Origin of the sequence: Amphibacillus sp. Q70 (assembly GCF_052055485.1) — a bacterium.
Classification (GTDB): domain Bacteria; phylum Bacillota; class Bacilli; order Bacillales; family Amphibacillaceae; genus Amphibacillus.
On the sequence record NZ_CP197171.1, the window covers coordinates 1,421,074 to 1,440,597 of the forward strand.

General features: G+C 34.7%; 16 protein-coding genes. 12 read left to right on the forward strand and 4 right to left on the reverse strand.

Annotation, left to right across the window (positions count from 1 at the left end):
• Position 1: 1 nt before the first annotated feature.
• The 4 genes from ACS127_RS06475 to ACS127_RS06490 all read left to right on the forward strand — a co-directional run bounded on the left by ACS127_RS06475 (position 2) and on the right by ACS127_RS06490 (position 5,234).
• Positions 2-721, forward strand: a complete 720-nt coding sequence (locus ACS127_RS06475; protein ID WP_440897605.1) for a GntR family transcriptional regulator — start codon at positions 2-4, stop codon at positions 719-721.
• Positions 722-1,332: 611 nt separating this feature from the next.
• A complete protein-coding gene (locus ACS127_RS06480) occupies positions 1,333-2,916 on the forward strand; it encodes a PTS transporter subunit EIIC (RefSeq protein WP_440897606.1) in 1,584 nt (527 codons plus the stop codon).
• A gap of 78 nt (positions 2,917-2,994) precedes the next feature.
• On the forward strand, positions 2,995-4,377 hold the full coding sequence (locus ACS127_RS06485) for a sulfatase family protein (protein ID WP_440897607.1): 1,383 nt from the start codon (positions 2,995-2,997) through the stop codon (positions 4,375-4,377).
• A gap of 110 nt (positions 4,378-4,487) precedes the next feature.
• Positions 4,488-5,234 (forward strand): N-acetylmannosamine-6-phosphate 2-epimerase, encoded by a 747-nt coding sequence (locus tag ACS127_RS06490; RefSeq protein ID WP_440897608.1) that lies wholly within the window; start codon positions 4,488-4,490, stop codon positions 5,232-5,234.
• A gap of 183 nt (positions 5,235-5,417) precedes the next feature.
• Here the strand turns inward: ACS127_RS06490 and ACS127_RS06495 are convergent, their stop codons facing one another.
• From ACS127_RS06495 to ACS127_RS06510, 4 genes are all read right to left on the reverse strand, one after another.
• A complete protein-coding gene (locus tag ACS127_RS06495) occupies positions 5,418-6,431 on the reverse strand; it encodes an ADP-ribosylglycohydrolase family protein (protein WP_440897609.1) in 1,014 nt (337 codons plus the stop codon).
• Between the two features lie 58 nt (positions 6,432-6,489).
• Positions 6,490-8,214, reverse strand: coding sequence for a PTS transporter subunit EIIC (locus tag ACS127_RS06500; RefSeq protein WP_440897610.1), 1,725 nt, complete (start codon positions 8,212-8,214; stop codon positions 6,490-6,492).
• Positions 8,215-8,386: 172 nt separating this feature from the next.
• Positions 8,387-9,208: a PRD domain-containing protein gene (locus tag ACS127_RS06505; protein WP_440898093.1), complete on the reverse strand. Its 822-nt coding sequence runs from the start codon at positions 9,206-9,208 to the stop codon at positions 8,387-8,389.
• Positions 9,209-10,097: 889 nt separating this feature from the next.
• Complete coding sequence (locus ACS127_RS06510; RefSeq protein WP_440897611.1) at positions 10,098-10,388, reverse strand: hypothetical protein; 291 nt, start codon at positions 10,386-10,388, stop codon at positions 10,098-10,100.
• Between the two features lie 93 nt (positions 10,389-10,481).
• Here ACS127_RS06510 and ACS127_RS06515 point away from each other — a divergent pair, with 93 nt between their 5' ends.
• The 8 genes from ACS127_RS06515 (at position 10,482) to ACS127_RS06550 (ending at position 19,520) form a co-directional block, all read left to right on the forward strand.
• Positions 10,482-11,132, forward strand: coding sequence for a YczE/YyaS/YitT family protein (locus ACS127_RS06515; RefSeq protein WP_440897612.1), 651 nt, complete (start codon positions 10,482-10,484; stop codon positions 11,130-11,132).
• A gap of 239 nt (positions 11,133-11,371) precedes the next feature.
• Positions 11,372-12,355: a LacI family DNA-binding transcriptional regulator gene (locus ACS127_RS06520; RefSeq protein ID WP_440897613.1), complete on the forward strand. Its 984-nt coding sequence runs from the start codon at positions 11,372-11,374 to the stop codon at positions 12,353-12,355.
• A 166-nt stretch (positions 12,356-12,521) separates the two neighbouring features.
• Positions 12,522-13,979: a 6-phospho-beta-glucosidase gene (locus ACS127_RS06525; RefSeq protein ID WP_440897614.1), complete on the forward strand. Its 1,458-nt coding sequence runs from the start codon at positions 12,522-12,524 to the stop codon at positions 13,977-13,979.
• Between the two features lie 37 nt (positions 13,980-14,016).
• Positions 14,017-15,003, forward strand: a complete 987-nt coding sequence (locus ACS127_RS06530) for an ABC transporter permease (RefSeq protein WP_440897615.1) — start codon at positions 14,017-14,019, stop codon at positions 15,001-15,003.
• Positions 15,004-15,015: 12 nt separating this feature from the next.
• Positions 15,016-15,900 carry a carbohydrate ABC transporter permease gene (locus ACS127_RS06535; protein ID WP_440897616.1) on the forward strand — a complete coding sequence of 295 codons (885 nt, stop codon included), beginning with the start codon at positions 15,016-15,018 and terminating at the stop codon, positions 15,898-15,900.
• A 28-nt stretch (positions 15,901-15,928) separates the two neighbouring features.
• Positions 15,929-17,560 (forward strand): sugar ABC transporter substrate-binding protein, encoded by a 1,632-nt coding sequence (locus tag ACS127_RS06540; RefSeq protein WP_440897617.1) that lies wholly within the window; start codon positions 15,929-15,931, stop codon positions 17,558-17,560.
• Between the two features lie 18 nt (positions 17,561-17,578).
• On the forward strand, positions 17,579-18,205 hold the full coding sequence (locus ACS127_RS06545; protein ID WP_440897618.1) for a DUF624 domain-containing protein: 627 nt from the start codon (positions 17,579-17,581) through the stop codon (positions 18,203-18,205).
• On the forward strand, positions 18,192-19,520 hold the full coding sequence (locus tag ACS127_RS06550) for a glycoside hydrolase family 30 protein (protein WP_440897619.1): 1,329 nt from the start codon (positions 18,192-18,194) through the stop codon (positions 19,518-19,520). Before ACS127_RS06545 ends, ACS127_RS06550 begins: the two co-directional genes overlap by 14 nt.
• Positions 19,521-19,524 lie beyond the last annotated feature (4 nt).

Sequence of the window (19,524 nt, forward strand, 5' to 3'; positions counted from 1 at the left end):
ATTGTCTGCGAATAAACCTATTCCTAAATATAAATTAATCGAAGACTATATTCTCCAAAAAATCAAAGGTGGAGAATATAAAATGGGAAGTCTAATTGAAACAGAGCAAGAATTAGTGGATAAGTTTAAGGTAAGTCGTGTTACTGTACGTCAGGCTACTAATAATTTAGAAGCTAAGGGATTTTTAAGAAAGAGCCAGGGGAGCGGAACATATGTTACGAATAAAAATGTAGTTGAGCGTTCAACGCATGTGAAGAGTTTTACAGAAGAAATGGCTGAATCAGGTAGGGAGGCGTCGACAAGAATTATTGACTATAAGATCATCCCATCTAGTGAAGATATAGCTTCGAGGCTATTAATTAACTCTGATGATCCAATTTATTTGGTGAAAAGACTAAGAATGGCTGATGGAATCCCAATGATGTTAGAAATAAATTATATGAGTGTTAAAGCATATCCGACCTTATCATATGACTCGATGAGTAAGTCCAAGTATCAATTTATTGAGGAGACAACTGGAGAGGTGATTGATTACTCACATCATATTATTGTACCTATTATGCCAACTGAAGAAGTTGTGCAGTATTTCAATTGTGACCCTGTCTCACCATTATTAAAGGTGCTGAATTTAACTTATCTTTCGAGTGGTCAATTGTTAGATTATACTGAACTGATATTAAATGTTGATGAATATCAATATCAATCAGTAAGAGGGAGATAAGATAACTACAACAGCCTGCTTTGTTTAAAATGATGCTAATATTATATAATATACTGCTGAAAATTTATTCTCCTTTTTTAACTCCATTTTAAATCAAATGATGACATTAACTAAATGAATGTCATCATTCTTACATCTTATCAGATAAAGAGAGGGAAGTACCTTTCTACCTCCCCCTAAATATAGAATGTGACTATAAAATCATAAAAAACCAGCAGAAGACTTTCCATAACTGCCACACAGCAATTATGAGATTGCCACAACTAGATAAATTTTGTTTATGCCATAATCATTAAAAATATGGCATTTTTTAATGTTGTCCATAATAGTGATCAATCCAATTCTGAACGAAAGGGGCTAATGGGCCTTATTTAGTTGATCGGATTATGTATTATTTTAATTCAAATGGAAACATTAATATACTGTAAGATCACAAAAAACGATAATACAATTTTATATATAAATAACATATAATTAACGGTTTTCATTAAATAAATTTAATATTCAAAAAATAAAATGTATTTACAACTTGTTAAAAAGATGTTAACTTTAAAGTAATATCACAAAATGTTGTTAGGTCGTTAAAATTAAATTAGAAGAGAGGGATTTACATGAAAGAGAAGCTTGTTGAATTTGGTCAAAGATTGGGTAAAGCGATTTTGTTACCCGTAGCGATATTACCGGTAGCAGGGTTATTACTAGGTATTTCAGCAGCGTTAACAGGTGAAGCTGTTTTGGAGGCATACCCAATTTTGGATAATTCATTTCTCCAATCCATATTGACAATTATGAATGCTGCGGGATCCGGTGTTTTTGATACATTACCATTGATATTTGCTATAGGTATTGCCGTTGGGTTAGCACGACGAGAAAAAGGATCAGCTGGTTTAGCGAGTATTGTTGGCTATTTTGTATTGATTATTACCATTAATGCACTACTCGACATTACTGGTCAATTAGCTACAGCGGATATGGATCCTCGTTTAGTTGGGCAGGGGCAGCAATTTGGAATTATGACATTACAAATGGGTGTATTTGGTGGGATTTTAGCGGGAATTATTACTGGATTAGTTCATAACCGATTTTATAATATAAAATTGCCTGAATTTTTAGCGTTTTTTGGCGGATCAAGATTTGTTCCAATATTGAATACTTTTGTTTTCTTAATTGTTGGTGCTGTTATGTTTGTTATTTGGCCGTTCATTGGAAACGCTATCTCCACCTTTGGTGAATTTGCAACGGGCTTAGGTACTTTAGGAGCCTTTTTATATGGTTTAATGCTGAGAACGTTATACCTTTTTGGATTGCATCATGTATTTTATCTTCCCTTTTGGACAACAGCTGCTGGTGGGACATTAGAGGTCGGCGGGGTAGTTTACGAAGGCTTTCAAAATATCTTTTTAGCACAACTTTCAGATCCAAATACCACACAATTTTTTGGCAACATAGCTTTATTTAATAGTGGTCGTTATTTTCACATGATGGCAGGTATGATTGGTATTGTTTTAGCTATGTATCGAACCATTCCTGCAGGACCGAAACGAAAAGCTACTTCTGGTTTCTTAATATCCATTGGATTAACAGCATTTATTACGGGTGTAACTGAACCTATTTCTTTTGCGCTATTGTTTGCTTCACCAATTTTGTTTATTGCGGAAGCCGTATTGTTTGCATGTAGTTTCGTCTTAGCCAGCCTATTTAATATTACCATTGGTTCAACATTTTCTGCTGGTCTCGTTGAATTTTTACTATTTGGCGTTTTTCAAGGGAATGCTAAAACGAATTACCTCTGGATTATTCTTCTATCGATCCCAGTTTTAATTGTTTATTATTTTGTTTTTAAAACGCTAATATTGAAATTAAATGCGAAAACGCCTGGGCGTGACGATGAAGAAATTACAGAAGAGGAAAAGACAGCAGAAAGTAAATATGAATCGGGACAAGCAAAAGATATCATTGCAGGCCTAGGTGGATTTGACAACATTACGGATCTAGATAATTGTGCAACACGACTAAGAGTATCAGTAAAAAAACCGGATCAAATTAATGCAGATCAATTAAAGCAAACAGGTGCAATGAATACAGTTGTCAGGGGAAAAGCTATTCAGGTTATTTATGGTCCGAGAGTCAACACCATTCGGAATGATATTGATGAGTACATTGATGAGAAAAATATCGAACATTTAAAGCAATAATAATAAAAGAGGGAAAAGCTCCAAATATGTTTAATCAGAGCTTTTCTTTCCTTGTATTTATGGAAAGGATGTAAACGTATGAGAAAGAATGTTATTTATATTCATACACATGATAGTGGGAAGGTTTTAAGCCCCTATGGTTATGATGTTCCAACGGAGTCCTTGCAATTGTTTACAGAGGATGCAACTATTTTTCGAAAAGCTTATTGTGTGGGGCCGACCTGTTCTCCAAGTCGAGCTGGCCTTCTAACAGGTATGTACCCGCATAGTAACGGAATGTATGGTCTATCTCAGCGTGGCTTTAAATTACATGATTATAATCAACACTTAGTAAATTTTTTAAATAGAAATGATTTTAACACGGCCTTATGTGGTATTCAACATGAGGCGGGAATTTATACTGATCATGAACAAGGTGCTAAAATAATTGGTTATAAACAGGATATTAGTGCGGATAACACTGGTTTATCAGAAGAAGAATTAGTGAAATGGGATTATGAAAATGCTTGGAAAGTAAAAGAATGGTTGGAAGATTATCAAGATGATCAACCATTTTTTCTATCATATGGCTTATTTTCTACACACCGCAAGTTTCCGCAAGAAGGACATGAGAATAAGGCGGAGATTGACCCGAAATATGTGATTCCTCCTGCTCCTTTAGCTCCTGAGCGACCGATTCGAGAAGATTATGCGGGCTACCTAAAATCAGCTACTTGGTTCGATGAATCATTCAAGGTGGTTATAAATGCAATAAAAGAAGCGGGATATTATGATAATTCCATTATTATTTTTACAACGGATCATGGTATTGCGTTTCCTTTTAGTAAATGTACTTTATTTGATGCAGGTATCGGCGTATCCTTAATTATGAGAGTGCCGGATAGTGATGTGAATGGGGAAGAAGTGGAAGGTTTAGTGTCACAGGTGGATATTTTTCCAACTTTGTGCGACTTACTTGAACTTGAGAAACCATCCTATCTACAAGGCGAATCATTTGCTTATTTCTTTGAAGATGATCGAACAGGTGAAGAAAGAGAAGAAGTATTTTCAGAAATTAACTACCATACTGCATATGAGCCTGCAAGAAGTGTACGTACTAAACGATATAAATATATCAAGTACTATGATAAAAGTTATTTAAAAGTAAATCGAACGAACATTGATAACTCATTAAGTAAAGAGTATTATCAAGAAAATGATTTAGAAGCTGTTAAAAAGCCGGAAGAAGCTCTGTATGACTTATTGTATGATCCAAGTGAAACTAATAATGTCATTGCTGATCCGGCTTATCGGTCAATGGCTAATGAGTTAAGGGAAAAATTATTGAAACATCAGGAAGAAACAAATGACCCGATATTAAATGGTCATTTCCATGTTCAAGAAGGTTGGAAAGTAAATAAAAAAGAGAATTATAATCCAAGTTCGAAAAATCCAGATGACTTTCTAAAAGTAGGCGAGTAACGTAATTTAAGTGCTGGGTTAACTATAAATTAAGAGTGTAATGTTAATTTGAAGGGTGATAAACCATTGCTTATCGCCCTTATCTCTTATTTAAATTTAATTGAGGGTTGGTGAATGATTTGCAAAATTGGAATACAGATCAAAAGAGAATTATTGAACAAATAAAAGAAGGATTAATTGTATCTTGTCAAGCCAAAAAGGATGACCCCTTGTATCTTCCTGGTATTATTGAGAAAATGGCGCAATCGGCCATTTGGGGTGGGGCTGTTGGTTTGCGAATTGACCAACCGGAGAATATTAAAAAGGTTAGAGCCCTTACGGATATACCGATTATTGGTTTGTGGAAACAACATCATGAGGCTTCCTCAGTATTTATCACACCAACATTAGAGGCAGTTCAGGCTGTTATTGAATCGGGAGCAGATATCGTGGCTTTAGATGGTACGGATCGGTTAAATAGACAAGGTAGCAAGGCCTACGAATTAATCTCAATAATTAAGGAAAAATTCCCTGATTGCCTTGTATTAGCAGATATTCGCAATGATCACGATGCTAAGTTAGCGTTAGAAGCAGGTGCGGATTTGGTTGCCCCCACTTTATATCGTTTTGATCCAAATGCGGTATCGACAGAGACGCCAGACTTCAAAATGCTTGCTCGCATTGTAAAAGTAGTGGGTGATCGAGCGCTAGTGTTAATGGAAGGTAAGATTCATACGCCGGAAGAAGCTTTAGAAAGCATTTATTTAGGTGCACATGCGGTTGTGGTTGGAAGTGCCATTACAAGGCCGCATTTAACAACAATGCGGTTTACCCAAAAGCTAAATCGATATCAAAAAGATATACCGCTATTTTATTAGACCCTTTAGTGTGTGTAGGACAAAATTTATCGTTAAACATTCATTATTTCAAAGAAGAAAAGATTATATTTTTGTGAAAAACGGTGAAGAGGAGTGATAAACACCTATTTTATAAAATGGTTGCTTCTATCCATATTTCTATGAAGGAGCAACCATTTTATCAAATATTCTATTAACTTTAACTTATTTACTATAGTAAGGACTATATCGCAATATTTTCTCTGCAATATCGTTAAAATCAAGATTGTTTACTTTTTCAATTTGTTCAACAGCTAATTGATCAAACTCTTGATTCATACCTCCACAAATTGCTGCGCTGATAGCACCAATTGTGTCTGTGTCTCCTCCTAAAGAAGCACTGATTCTTGCTGCTTCCATTGGTCTCCCTTTTGCCATCGTTACAACAGCTAATACCGATGGAATGGTTTCAATTGTCTCCACCCCAGTGCCAATTTGATTATATAATTTCTTTTGAGCTTCTGATAAGTTATTATTTTCTACAATTTGTTTTGCGCAATCTATACGATATTTCAAAGAAGGCCCTGGCAAATCATAACCTTTTCTTAATCCGATATCAACTGTTTCATCAGCAATCTCCCAGAGAGTATTTAAATCGTTACCACCTTCAGTAACATAACTTATAATTGCAGCAACTGCACTTGCTCCAGCAATTGCTATACCGGTATTATGAGTAGGCAAGCAAATTTGGTGTACATTTTCAATCAACTGGTTCATATTTTTATAATCTGAGATAATTCCTACTGGTGCAATCTTCATTGAAGCTCCATTAGTAGTACCGAACCTACCTGTTTCGTCAATTGGAACACCTTTTTTAATTTGTTCTAAAGCTTTAAGTGTACTTGGGCCAGAAACATATGCAGAGAGTTCAGAATTCTCATTCCACTCTGTTAGCTTTTCAATATATTGATCTACATTGAGATTCCCTTTAGAAGTTGTGATTGTATCGATGATTAATAATGTATTAATTGTATCATCTGTTATTTCTCCAGCCTGCATATCTCGAGCTGTTAAATTAGGGTTATTCATTGATCCAATTAATTTTTGAACACCATTTTCAAATTTCTGGTTTATCATATGCTGCGTCCATAATTCTGTAGGCATCCCCATTGCATCCCCAATGGCTCCACCAATAATTACTCCTTTTATTCGTTGAAACAAATTTGTAGCTTTACTCATTATCCATTCCTCCTCAATGGCTTTAAAAAGCTTTTATTAATTAATTGAGAAATTACATTTAGTTTGTTAATTTTTCTTCGACAATATTATCTTTACCAGTCGGCTCATTAAAAGTAACATATGCAAGTATGAAACAAACTACAATAGTTGCTAATGATGCAATTGCAGCGATATATAATCCAAACATATCTCCGTTAGCCGGATTGATAAAGCCAACAATTCCAAATAAACCTATCGTTGGTGCAAAGTTATTCACAGAGAATAAAGCAATAATGACTGCACCAATTGCACTTCCTATACAGCAAATTAGAATTCTTTTTTTAACTGGAAGGGTGATACCATAAATGGCCGGTTCAATGATAGCAAATAAAGTAGAAATCATTGCTGGCACACATAAAGATTTTGTCTTTTTCATTTTCGTTCTAAGATAAACTGCTAATACGACAGCTAGTTGAGCAAATGGTATTGTGTAAATCATTGGCATTAATGGATCAAATCCCTGTGTAGCTAAATTGTTTATTCCAATAGTCACCATCGGCCAGTGTAATCCTAAAATTACAAGTGGTGTATAGAAAAAGCCGACAAATAATGCAGTTATAACTGGAGACGCATTATATAAGAAACCAATACCTGAAGAGATTCCCATGCTTGCGAAGTTAGCAATCGGTCCAATGACAAGAATAGTAATCGGAACACCTATAAGTAAAGTAATAAATGGAACAAATGTAAAGCCCATATTTTTAGGGATTCTTTTCCTCAATATTCGTTCTAATTTAGAAATAAAGAACATAGCTAATATGACTGGAATAACTGTTGACTCATAACCGAATTCAGGAAAAATAATTGGGATACCAAAGAAAGTATTATAAATAGGTGTTTCTAAAAAAGTCTCGAAAAAAAGAAAATACAATGGTTCACCAGTTGTTAAGTCAGTTAAAATATTCGGAAAAACTAAAGAAGCACCTACCATCATGCCTATAAATCCATCCGATTGAAATGCTTTCGCACTCGTATAGCCAAGAACAATAGGGAAAAATGTAAATAATGCATTTCCCATTGCATTTAAAATAATATAAGCTCCGTCTCCTTCTTCTATGATACCTAATGAACCCAACAAAGAATGCAGTCCTAAGATCAAAGCAGTACCTATCAATATTCCCAGTGTTGGTGTTATAATCTTAGTTATTACTTCAATGAAACGGTTTAACATACTTTTCCCTTCACCTTCTGGTTCTGCACTGTTCCCTTGTTTCTCTGTTCCTAATTGTTCTATAATCTCTTCATAAACATCTTCAACATGCGTACCAATGACTACTTGATATTGACCGCCAGATTGTTGGGCTGTAATAATTTCATTATGATTTAATAATTCGGATTCATTAACTTTATTCGAATCATAAATATTAAATCGTAACCTGGTCATGCAATGAGCTACTCTCTCTACGTTTTCTTTACCACCTATATGATCAATGATATATTTTGCTAACTTTGCATGTTTACCCATTTCGATCCTCCTTAAAAGATAATTATTTGTATCTACATTCATTTGTTCATAAATGGCTTCCAACTCTTTTGCAAGTTTGTTGCCAATAAGTAAATCTATCCCATATTCATTTTTCGAAATTGCATAGATAGCTTTGTTTTGTTTAAGGATTGTTTCTTTAATAAGTGTCTTGTCTTTCACGTGAACTTCTAAACGTGAAGCATTGACTACTACATTATTAATATTTTCTTTACCACCTACATTAGCTTGAATTTCCACTATTAATTTTTGAGCATCCATCTATCCCCCTCCATTATTTAGGACATAAAAAAGACCTATCTCCACCCCTTGATTTTGAAGTGATAGATAGGCCTTGCCTGATTTAACAGTAACAAACCTCATATTTAATTAAGATAACATACTTGAGAAATTGAAGTATTAGTCATCATAGTAAACGTTTTTATATTCTGTGTCAACTATTCTCATGAATTAATCTTTGTAGATGTAAAGCAACATATCCTAAATCGGATTCAGAAAAATGAAAATTATGTTCTGATTCTGTAAAAGCTGCTACCTTTTCAGCGCAGTTAAAAGCCCTATGGTATTTGTTTTTAATCATCTCAAACATTTCATCATCAAGTTGTTGACTTCCCTTTCGGTTAATTGAAAAATCTAAATGAGTAACCAGCCTCTGATAAGAAATACTTTCTTTATCTATTTCAATATTTAGTTCACTGGATATAATAGTGATCATATCCTGTACAATCCGAGCTTTTTCTGCTGCCTTTTCAGGATCAGTACTATTTTTTATTTTAGCAGTGTGTATATGAATTGCTAAATATGCAGCCTCGTCAATCGGAAAATGGATACCTGTTCTTTTTTGAACGAGGTCAACAGCCCATAAACCTATTTCAAATTCTTGCTTATAAAGCAATCTAATTTCATTTAATAATTTATTTTTCATGATAATTCCTTTTTCCATTCTTTCCAAGGCAAATGACAAGTGATCTGTTAAAGAGATATGAATATGATTATTTAATTGAACTCCTAATGTGTCCTCAGCATAACTGATAATTTCTTCACTAAGCATGATGTGTTCTTCAGGTAAAGTTAATAGAAGTTCTTTAAATTTCTCATTCTCTTTTTCCAGTACAAATATTTTCTCAATTTTGTTTTGGTCAACTAAATCATTTTTTCCTTTTTGAAAAGCAATGCCTGATCCGATCAGAATTTTTTCTATCCCTTTATCTTTGATAATAATTGCATTATTATTCAACACACGGTTAATTTTTATCACACATCTAGCTCCTCTCTTTAAAAAACTTGAGAACTTTATTCGTATATATGATTCATTTCAATGTTACACAAAAGAATGAAAGATGCAATCTTTACATTTCTTAGATTAAGAAATAAATTGCCTTTTTTAAGGTATTGTTGTTGACCTAATTTAACTTCTCTACAACACGATTAGAAATATAAATACTATTATCCTGCGTTGTAATTTCTCTAAACTGCTCATCAAAACCTTCTAAAACACTTTCAATAAGTTCATCTCTTTTCACATTTTTAAACTCCAATTCATAAGTAGTATAAATTTTTTTGGGTCGGGACTCAATAAATCAATTTGTTCAAGAGTGTTCTTTTTTAAATTAACAAGATCTATTCCTCTAACAGAAAATATAATGAATCACTCTCATCTTACACTTCACTTAGCGACTGAAATTTTATTATATTAAGGGTAAACATTGTTGAAAATAAAAATGCCAGACTCATAAAATATCAAACTTATTTTTGCTGTAATACAAGACTCTTCTTATTCTAATATTGTGAAATTATGATCAATAGAATACTAACAAAAAATAAGAGGGAAAATCAAATATCAATTGAATTTTCTAAAGACATGTATTTTTTCTAAAAATCTAAATCGAATTCTATTTTGATGTCGACAAGTCCTTCGTCAAAGTGATAAAGAGGATAAAAGTCCCCTTGGTATGGTAGATAATAACTTTTTCCTATCTTCTATTATTGCTGTAATTGAGTGTTTTCTGTTCAGGTAATGGTCCAGTACTTGTAATAATAGTGATACGAAAAAGTAAGAAAATGGTCCCCGATATGTATAGATATATCGATTAACTTTTCAAATCACTTTTTCGTAATGATCTTTCTATTTTCCAAAGATCTCTTTATATTTCAATGATACATTCATTAGATTTTGGGAATTTACTGGTTATAATGACATAATAGCCATCAAATACTTTTTCCTCTTTAATCAGGAAGTAGTATATGCTTAATACATTCCAGTTCCCCTCTAATAAAAGATTAAATTTTCGATAATTAGAATTAATACTTTGTTTATCAAGCATGTTTTCGAATTTGTGAGTGGTATAAGATACTGTAAATATCTGACCACGTAATTGCTCTATTAAAAAAGTGTGATCAAAACATGCTGGCCAAAAGCTTAGCATGTTTTTCATTATTTATGCTAAGATAAGCATAGAATAAAGAATGGAAAGTCGTTTGAAAAACATTTTATTCAGTGGTACTGAATATCAGAAGGGAAATGAAGTATGAATCAATTACGCCTTAGAATCCTCATGATGATATTAGGTAATTTATTATTAGGTACATCTATTGGAATATTTATTATTGGTGATTTAGGCACAGACCCATTTGCAACAATGAATATCGGCATTAGCTCAACACTAGGTCTTTCTTTTGGGGTATATCAATTATTGTTTAATATCGCGCTCTTTTTTATTGTTCTTTTTTATGGCAGAGATTTAATTGGCTTTGGAACATTAATCAATATGACGATTGTTGGATTTACTGCTGATTTTGTATTATATATATATGACTTTTTTGCAGTTGGCCAATTGTCGATGATCATTAGAATCCTATTGCTTTTGGTGGGAATTTTAGCGGCTGGATCAGGCCTGTCACTTTATATTTCAGCACGATTAGGGGTAGCTCCTTACGATGGTTTACCATTAATGATCATAAAATTAACTAAAGAACGTATATCTTTTAGTAAGGCAAGAGTATTAGTAGATGCGACTGCGGTCGTTATCGGCTTTTTCTTTGGAGCTGTGGTTGGGATTGGTACCTTGGTCATTACTTTGGCGATAGGTCCGTTAGTCCAGTTTCTCAATACAAATTTCTCCGAGCCTGTTATTCAAAGGTATGATGTAACAAATCGGGAACTTGAAGAAATGAATTGATGGAGTCTTAGTTATGACTTGCACATTTTTGGCTAATAAAGCACATTATAAATGTTAACGTTAAAATGAATAATTATAAATAGCTAAGGTGCTAATATATACTTAGTTAAAAAAACGGCTTAATATAGCGTTATTATTAGCAGGATATTCAAAAAAACAAATTATATTAAAAAAACTATTGACTGCAAAAATGTTATACGCTATCATTTGAATATAAATACAATTTGGAGTTGTAGCCAATGAGTAATTTAAAAGAAGTTGCAAAACTTGCTAATGTATCAATGATGACTGTATCAAGAGCGATTAATACACCTGAAAAGGTGAGTGAAAAGACACGTGAGAAGATAGAGAAGGCAATGGCGGTACTAAATTACTCTACAAATCCGATTGCCAAAGCACTTGTTAAAGGAAAGACAAATATTGTTGAACTCTATATACCGAAACATATAGATATTAATTCAAATTATGTGATGTTAATTATTGCAGGTGTATCAGAAGCACTAAGTCAACATCAATTGTCAATGCTTTTGATCAGGGATTTTGATGCACATCGTTATAGTGATGGTGTAATTATTACTGGCTTAACGAAGGAAGACCACTATAATGTTGAGAACTATTTAAAATTTAGTAATAAACAAGTTGTCGTTTTCGGACATAGTGATTTTTTACAAGCCCCACATATTGATGTTGATAATGTCAATGGTTTCAAAATAGGGGTTGATCATCTTATTGAATATGGCCATCGAGATATAGCCTTTTTTAACCTATCTGAAAAAGAGAATGAAAGAATCGCTAATGAACGATTTACTGGATATAAGGAAAGCATTACATCAATTGATAAAGATGTTAAGCTCGATCAATTATTTTATTCAGAAAACTATATTCATACAGCTTATGAAGAAGCCAAGTGTTTCCTAGCGAAACCTTTTGAATTTACAGCTATTGCTTGTGCAGCTGATGCACTTGCTGTTGGTACATTACATGCAGCGAAGGATTTAGGAATAAACGTTCCTAATGAACTATCGATTTTGGGTTTTGATGGTATGGGAGTTGAGAAAATATCGACCCCTTCCATTACAACAGTTAAGCAACCTATTTTTGAAATTGGTAAGGAGCTTGGTGAAATTGTGGTCAAAAAAATAAATGATGAAATGTATGAGTTGCCAATCAAGATGATTTTGCCTACTTTAGAAGCTGGCGAATCGATTCAACGTCTTAATTGATTAAGTTCATAAGTTGAATTTTTCTTTTGTCCAAAATGTTAACGATAACAAATATTTAATATTCAAAATGAAAGCGGATTCACTAATTAAGTATGTATCTTCAGTCTCAGTCATTGAAACATGAATAGTGATTGAACTGAATTATTGAACAGTATGGAGGGGTTTTATGTTAACAAAAGGATTTCCGAACGATTTTATGTGGGGAGGAGCAGTTGCAGCCCATCAAATCGAAGGTGCATATAACGTGGATGGTAAAGGTCTAAGTATTGCCGATGTCATGACAGGTGGAAGTAATAGCAAGGCTCGAGAAATTACGGAGGGTATATTACCAGGTCACTATTATCCTAATCATGAGGCGATTGACTTTTATCATCGATATAAAGAAGATATAAAATTATTTAAAGAACTTGGTCTAAAGGCTTTTCGAACATCTATTAATTGGACTAGGATTTTCCCGAATGGTGATAAAAAGGAGCCTAATGAAGAAGGATTAGCCTTCTATGATCAACTTTTTGATGAGTTATTAGCTAATAATATTGAGCCCATTATTACGCTATCTCACTTTGAAATTCCATATCATCTTTATCAAGAATATGGCGGCTTTAGAAATAAGAAATTAATTGATTTCTTCACGCATTATGCAGAAACGGTCATGAGACGCTATCGAAATAAAGTGAAGTATTGGATGACTTTCAATGAAATTAATAATCAAGCTGATGGACAGCATGATCTTCATACATGGACAAATTCAGCTGTACTTTGTAAGGATGAAGAAAACAAAGAAGAAGTGATCACGCAAGCTAGTCTATATGAATTAATAGCGAGTGCAAAAGTTGTCAAATTAGGTAAAGAGATCAATCCTGATTTCCAAATAGGATGTATGATGGCTTATGTCCCCGTTTATCCTTATGGAAGTCATCCTGCTGATATGATGGCATCGGTTAAAGTGATGGAGCGACGATTTTTATACAGTGATATACATGTTCGTGGTGAAATTCCTGCCTATGCGTTAGCAGCATGGAAGGAGAAGGGATTTAACATTGAGTATACAGAAGCAGATTTACAAGTATTGAAAGAAGGGACAGTTGATTACATCGGTTTCAGCTATTATATGTCAGCAGCGGTTACGACACAGCCTAATATCAAAGGAGATCCTATCCCAGATTTCCCAGAGGCCAAGATGGTCCGCAATCCACATGTTAAGGCAAGTGATTGGGGGTGGCAGATTGATCCGATAGGCTTACGCTATGTGTTAAATACGGTTTATCAGCGTTATAATATCCCATTATTTATTGTAGAGAATGGGTTTGGTGCTTATGATAAACAGGATGAAAATGGAAAAGTTGTTGATGATTATCGAATTGAATATTTAACAAAGCACATAGAACAAATGCAACTAGCTGTAGTTGAAGATGGTGTTGATTTAATTGGGTACACACCGTGGGGAGTGATCGATATCATAAGCTTTGGAACGGGTGAAATGGAGAAACGATATGGGTTTATCTATGTTGATAAGGACAACCAAGGTAATGGAACCTTAGCAAGATCAAAGAAAAAGTCATTTGGCTGGTATCAGCGTGTAATTGAGAGCAATGGTACAGAACTTTCGAATAGAGACGAATGATAAGAGATAGAAAGGAATGATTTTGTTGGAGGAACAAATGAAATTGGCAACAGCAGGAGTCGATTCAAATAAAAAGAAAAAGCGTGTGGCTAAACCCCCTCTAGGTAAAAGAATAAAAAACTGGTGGAAGGATTTTTTCCGACAGTGGGAATTACAATCAATGGTTTGGCCAGGTATCATATTTATGATTATCTTTAATTTTATTCCGATCTATGGTCTAACCATTGCCTTTAGACAATATACCGTTATTGATAATTTTGATACAGCCCCCTGGGTAGGACTTGATAATTTCCGAATCATTCTCAATGATCGTTTTTTCTGGGAATCTATCGTTAATACATTAGGAATTAGCTTTTTAAAATTAGGGATTGGTTTTATTGTTCCGATTATTCTAGCTGTACTAATCTTTGAATTACGCCAAGGTCCATTTAAGCGAATAGTTCAAACGATTTCCTATATGCCGCATTTCTTGTCTTGGATAGTTCTAGGTGGGATGTTGATCAGTTGGTTATCAACAACAGGCTTACTGAATTCAATTTTAGCTGGACTTGGATTTACGATTAGTAATCAAAATTACCTGCTTAGTGCTCAAAACTATTGGTGGATAGCGGTTTTATCTGATGTGTGGAAAAGTGCCGGATGGGGAACGATTCTTTATTTAGCAACGATCTCAAAGATAGACCCAAGTTACTATGAAGCAGCTAAAATTGATGGGGCGTCTCGAATAAAGCAAATAACAAAAATTACTGTCCCGATGATGAAACATATTATTAGTCTAAATCTTATTTTAACTATTAGTGGATTATTAGGTTCAAATTTAGATCAAACCCTTGTATTAATGAATCCACAAAACCAGGCGCGTGCTGAGGTTATTGATTCATATGTGTACCGGATGGGGATGACTCAAGGTGATTTTTCATATGCGACAGCAGTCGGTCTAGGTGTTTCGATTGTCTCCGTAATACTTCTGGTTACATCTAACATGATAATTAAACGTCTAAATGACAACACGTCTGTTCTTTAGGAGGTAAAAGATATGAATCGAAAAGTTATGAAAAAGGATTTAGATAGTCGGATTTTTGATGCGATTAATATAGTGATCATGGTTTTATTTACGATTATCATCGTTGTTCCTTTATGGAATGTTGTTGTTTCATCTTTTGCATCTGGAAGTGCTTTAGCGAGAGGAAATTTTATTTTCTGGCCTGATGAATGGTCATTTGAAAATTATCGATCTGTCTTTAGAGATAGTGCAATTCTAAATGCATTTCTTATTTCGGCAGCTAAGACCGTAATTGGTGTTGTCACACACGTATTCTTCTGTGCGATGATGGCTTATGGAATGAGTAAGGCTGATTTAAAAGGAAGAAAGTTATATTCAACGATGGGCATTATTACCATGTTCTTCTCGGGTGGGATGATTCCAACCTATTTGTTGATTCGGTCACTCGGTTTATTGAATAGCTTTTGGGTCTATATTATTCCGGCACTATTAAGCTATTATGATGTGATTATCTTAATGAACTTTTTCCGTGCTGTTCCAGTTTCATTAGAGGAATCGGCAAAAATTGACGGGGCGGGTTATTGGCGAGTGTTTTTACAAATATTCTTACCACTTTCTAAACCTGCGCTTGCAACCATTGCCCTTTTTAATGGGGTTGCTCAATGGAATGATTTTATGACAGCAAGACTCTACATTACGGATAAAGCATTGTATCCATTACAAATGAAGCTTTATGAAATTATTGTTCAATCGCAAACACAAGGCATGCAACATATCGGGAGTGCAGTTGTTGAAAGTACGACGAAGGGGGTGCAGCTCGCAACAATAGTCGTAACAACGGTGCCAATCTTAATTATCTATCCTTTACTACAGAAACATTTTATTGCAGGCATGCTTGTGGGAGCAGTTAAAGAATAATATTAATTTAAATGAGAGGGAGAAAATGATGAGTAAAAAGTTCTTTAATATAACCGTTTTATTGATTGGATTAATTTTAATTTTAGCCGCTTGTGGGGGTAATGATGATGGAGCAAGCGCCGGTTCTGATGCTGGTGATGATAGCGATTTAGCTTATGAATTAGATCCAGATACACCCGCATGGGAATTGGATCAACGAGAAGAGACAACCGAATTGACATGGTATGTGAATGCCGATTGGTGGAATGATGACTGGGGGAACGATACAGTCACACAACAAATGGAGAAAGATTTAAATGTAAAAATTAACTTTATTAAAGGGGACGATACAAATTTAAATACAATGTTTGCTAGTGAGGATATGGCTGATATAGTAACCATTTTTGATGCTAATTCACAGGTTGCAGAACAAGCTGATTCATGGGCTTATTCATTAAATGATTTAGCTGATCAATATGATCCGCATTGGTATCAAGTAGCAGCTGAGGATACGATGAATTGGTTCCAACTAGATGATGGTAAAACATATGGTTATCCAAACTATTCTAATTCAAGTGAAGATTATGATAATGATATGATTCCTGCTGGAACAGCGTTTTTAATTCGTAAGGATATCTATGAAGCCATTGGTGAACCAAGCCTTGGGACACCAGAAGAATTTAGATCAGCAATGCAGTCTATTAACGAAAATTACCCAGACGTCATTCCGTTTGGCTTTAACGCACTTGAGGAAGGAACAGGATCATTAGGAGGGGCATTCCAAGACTTTCTAGGTGTGCCAATTACAACAGATGATGGCGAGTTTTATGATCGTAATTTAGATGAGGATTATTTAACTTGGCTTCGTACCTTACGTGAAGTACGTAGTGATGGCAATATAAGTGATGATAGTTTTGCTGATGATGGAACAGCATTTGAAGAAAAAGTTAAATCTGGTCAATATGCAACTATTATGGCTGAAGGTACTGCACAAATGGGTGGTTTCTTACAAGCATGGTATTCAGAAAATCCAGATGCTCAGTATATCGCAATTGATGGACCGCAAAGTACAGTCGGTGAAGAGCCAAAATTGAATCAAAGTGGTGTATCTGGTTGGATGATTAATTACATCAGTCAATCAGCTTCAGACCCAGCAAAAGCAATGCAAATTTTTACTTATTTGCAAAGTGAGTATGGCGGTATGTTAACCACCTATGGTATCGAAGGTGAGACATTCCAATACGACGCTGATGGTCAAATTGAATTATTACCAGAAGTACAAGAAATGAAAGATAGTAATCCTGATCAGTTTAAAGAGGAATATCGCTTAAGTGAATTTATTTTCTTCGGGCATGACAAGTATTTATTGCTAGAGAGTGAGAAAAATGCAACACCTGCCTTAACTCAATTAAGAGAATGGGGAGAAGGGAAATTATACCCTCAATTTGTCTTAGAAAATACAAATCCAGATCAAGGAACTCCAGAAGCACGTAATTTATCAGCAATTGACACAAGTTGGGAAACAACGTTGGTTAGTCTGATTCGTGCAAATTCAGATCAAGCTTTTGATGAAGCACTAGATGCTTATCGAACATTCTTAGATCAAAATGGATGGGATGAAATTGTCGAAATTCGAAATCAAAAGATAGCGGAAAATCAAGAATTACTAGGCTTAAATTAAACATTTGAGGTGGTCGACATGCAAAAAATATTTAGTCTTAATGGCGGTGTCTATGCTGCTTTAGCACGACTCTTTGATTTGATGGTTCTTAGCGGTCTTATGATCATGACAATGTTACCTATTGTAACGATTGGCACTGCCCTGTCGGCCGCCTATGCTGTTCAATTTGAGGAAATAGAGCGAGTAGATCGCTCTATTCCTCACACTTACTTACTTAAATTTAAAGAACTATGGTTGAAAAGTTCATTATTATTATTTATTCACACATTGATGATTGCCATATTAGCTTTGGTGATAGGATTTGTACCTATTGGAATATTCCAATTCCCATTATTGATCTTACTAGCTGTTGTCATCCTGACAGGTCAAATGTTTTACCCTGTATTAGCAACGGGCGTGCAATCAGTGAAACGAATTATGGCATTAAGCTTTGGAATTGTACTTAAATATACAGGTATAACGGCTTTAGCATTTCTAATGTCGATTTCTATGCTACTTGTTCCTATTTTCTTGCCAAAGTTAATCTTTTTATGGTTTGTCTTGGGATGTAGTATACCCATATTTATGAACACTAAATTATTTATAAGACCATTTATTCGCTTTAACCTATTATCGGATAAGGAGGAGACAGATGAGAATTCATGAATTTGAATCGACAAATTCAGAAGTTTTATTTACTAAGACAAAAAGTGAACCGATTGTTGATCCAATCGAGAGAATTGAGATAAATACTGATCAGAAATATCAGGAAATTGATGGGTTCGGTGCATCATTTACTGATTCAGCCGCATTTCTAATTGATAAAGTGCTAGATGATTCTGCTAAAGCAGATGTGATGACAAAACTCTTTGACCCCAAGGATGGCATTGGATTATCAACTGTCCGGAACCCAATGGGCGCTTCAGATTATGCCCGCTTTATTTATAGTTATGATGATCAATTGGAAGGACAATTTGATCCAGAATTAAAAGACTTTTCGATTGACCATGATCGAGAAAGCATCTTACCACTTACAAAATGGGCACTACAATTGAACCCTGATTTAAAACTATTTGCCTCACCATGGAGTGCACCTGGTTGGATGAAGAATAACGGAAAGATGGTGACGGGCAAACTTTTAGAAGAGTATTATGGAACCTATGCACAATACTTTGCTAGATTCATTCAGGCTTATGCTGAAGAAGGTCTCCCAATCTATGCAGTTACACCCCAGAATGAGCCGCTTTTTGAACCGCCTCATTATCCAGGGATGGAATTGTTAGCACATGAAGCAGTGACCTTTGTTAAAGATTACTTAAAACCAACTTTTGAAAAAGAAAGAATTGAAACAAAAATACTAGGCTATGATCATAATTGGGATCGGGTTGATTATGGCTTTGACATCCTTGACCATGCTTATGATAGTTTTGATGGTGTTGCTTGGCATTGGTATGGTGGGCGTCCGATCAGTCAGAGTCGTGTTCAACAGGCATATCCAGACAAGGAGGTCCATTTTACTGAGGGTTCTGGCGGGGAATGGATTCCAGAATTTGAACCTGCCTTTTCAAATTTAATGCGAACAGGAATTGCCATTATGCGGAATCACTCTAAATCATTTATATTATGGAATATGGCTTTAGATGAGCATAATGGACCAACTGTTCCTGGATTTGGTAACAGTACGTGTCGTGGTTTATTAAAAATAAATCAATCAACAAAAGCATACGAGTATACACTTGATTATTATGGATTAGCTCACTTTAGCAAGTATGTGCGTCCAGGTGCACGCAGGGTTTGGTCTTCTGATCATGAAACAATTAAAAATGTTGTTTTCCAAAATGAAGATCAATCATTGGCTATCGTTTTATTCAATGATAGTGAGACGGACACTGCGGTCAGACTTCAACAAGTTAATCAAATTGCTGTTGATGTAACTCTAGCAGCCAAAAGTGCTAAAACTGTTGTTATAGAGTTCGATTAAGGGG

What these genes read in the sequence shown, in the direction of transcription:
- ACS127_RS06480 (WP_440897606.1), top strand. Translation starts at nt 1,333, where the DNA reads ATGAAAGAGAAGCTTGTTGAATTTGGTCAAAGATTGGGTAAAGCGATT.
- ACS127_RS06485 (WP_440897607.1), top strand. Translation starts at nt 2,995, where the DNA reads ATGAGAAAGAATGTTATTTATATTCATACACATGATAGTGGGAAGGTT.
- ACS127_RS06495 (WP_440897609.1), bottom strand. Translation starts at nt 6,431, where the DNA reads ATGAGTAAAGCTACAAATTTGTTTCAACGAATAAAAGGAGTAATTATT.
- ACS127_RS06500 (WP_440897610.1), bottom strand. Translation starts at nt 8,214, where the DNA reads ATGGATGCTCAAAAATTAATAGTGGAAATTCAAGCTAATGTAGGTGGT.
- ACS127_RS06510 (WP_440897611.1), bottom strand. Translation starts at nt 10,388, where the DNA reads ATGAAAAACATGCTAAGCTTTTGGCCAGCATGTTTTGATCACACTTTT.
- ACS127_RS06515 (WP_440897612.1), top strand. Translation starts at nt 10,482, where the DNA reads ATGAATCAATTACGCCTTAGAATCCTCATGATGATATTAGGTAATTTA.
- ACS127_RS06520 (WP_440897613.1), top strand. Translation starts at nt 11,372, where the DNA reads ATGAGTAATTTAAAAGAAGTTGCAAAACTTGCTAATGTATCAATGATG.
- ACS127_RS06525 (WP_440897614.1), top strand. Translation starts at nt 12,522, where the DNA reads ATGTTAACAAAAGGATTTCCGAACGATTTTATGTGGGGAGGAGCAGTT.
- ACS127_RS06530 (WP_440897615.1), top strand. Translation starts at nt 14,017, where the DNA reads ATGAAATTGGCAACAGCAGGAGTCGATTCAAATAAAAAGAAAAAGCGT.
- ACS127_RS06535 (WP_440897616.1), top strand. Translation starts at nt 15,016, where the DNA reads ATGAATCGAAAAGTTATGAAAAAGGATTTAGATAGTCGGATTTTTGAT.
- ACS127_RS06540 (WP_440897617.1), top strand. Translation starts at nt 15,929, where the DNA reads ATGAGTAAAAAGTTCTTTAATATAACCGTTTTATTGATTGGATTAATT.
- ACS127_RS06545 (WP_440897618.1), top strand. Translation starts at nt 17,579, where the DNA reads ATGCAAAAAATATTTAGTCTTAATGGCGGTGTCTATGCTGCTTTAGCA.
- ACS127_RS06550 (WP_440897619.1), top strand. Translation starts at nt 18,192, where the DNA reads ATGAGAATTCATGAATTTGAATCGACAAATTCAGAAGTTTTATTTACT.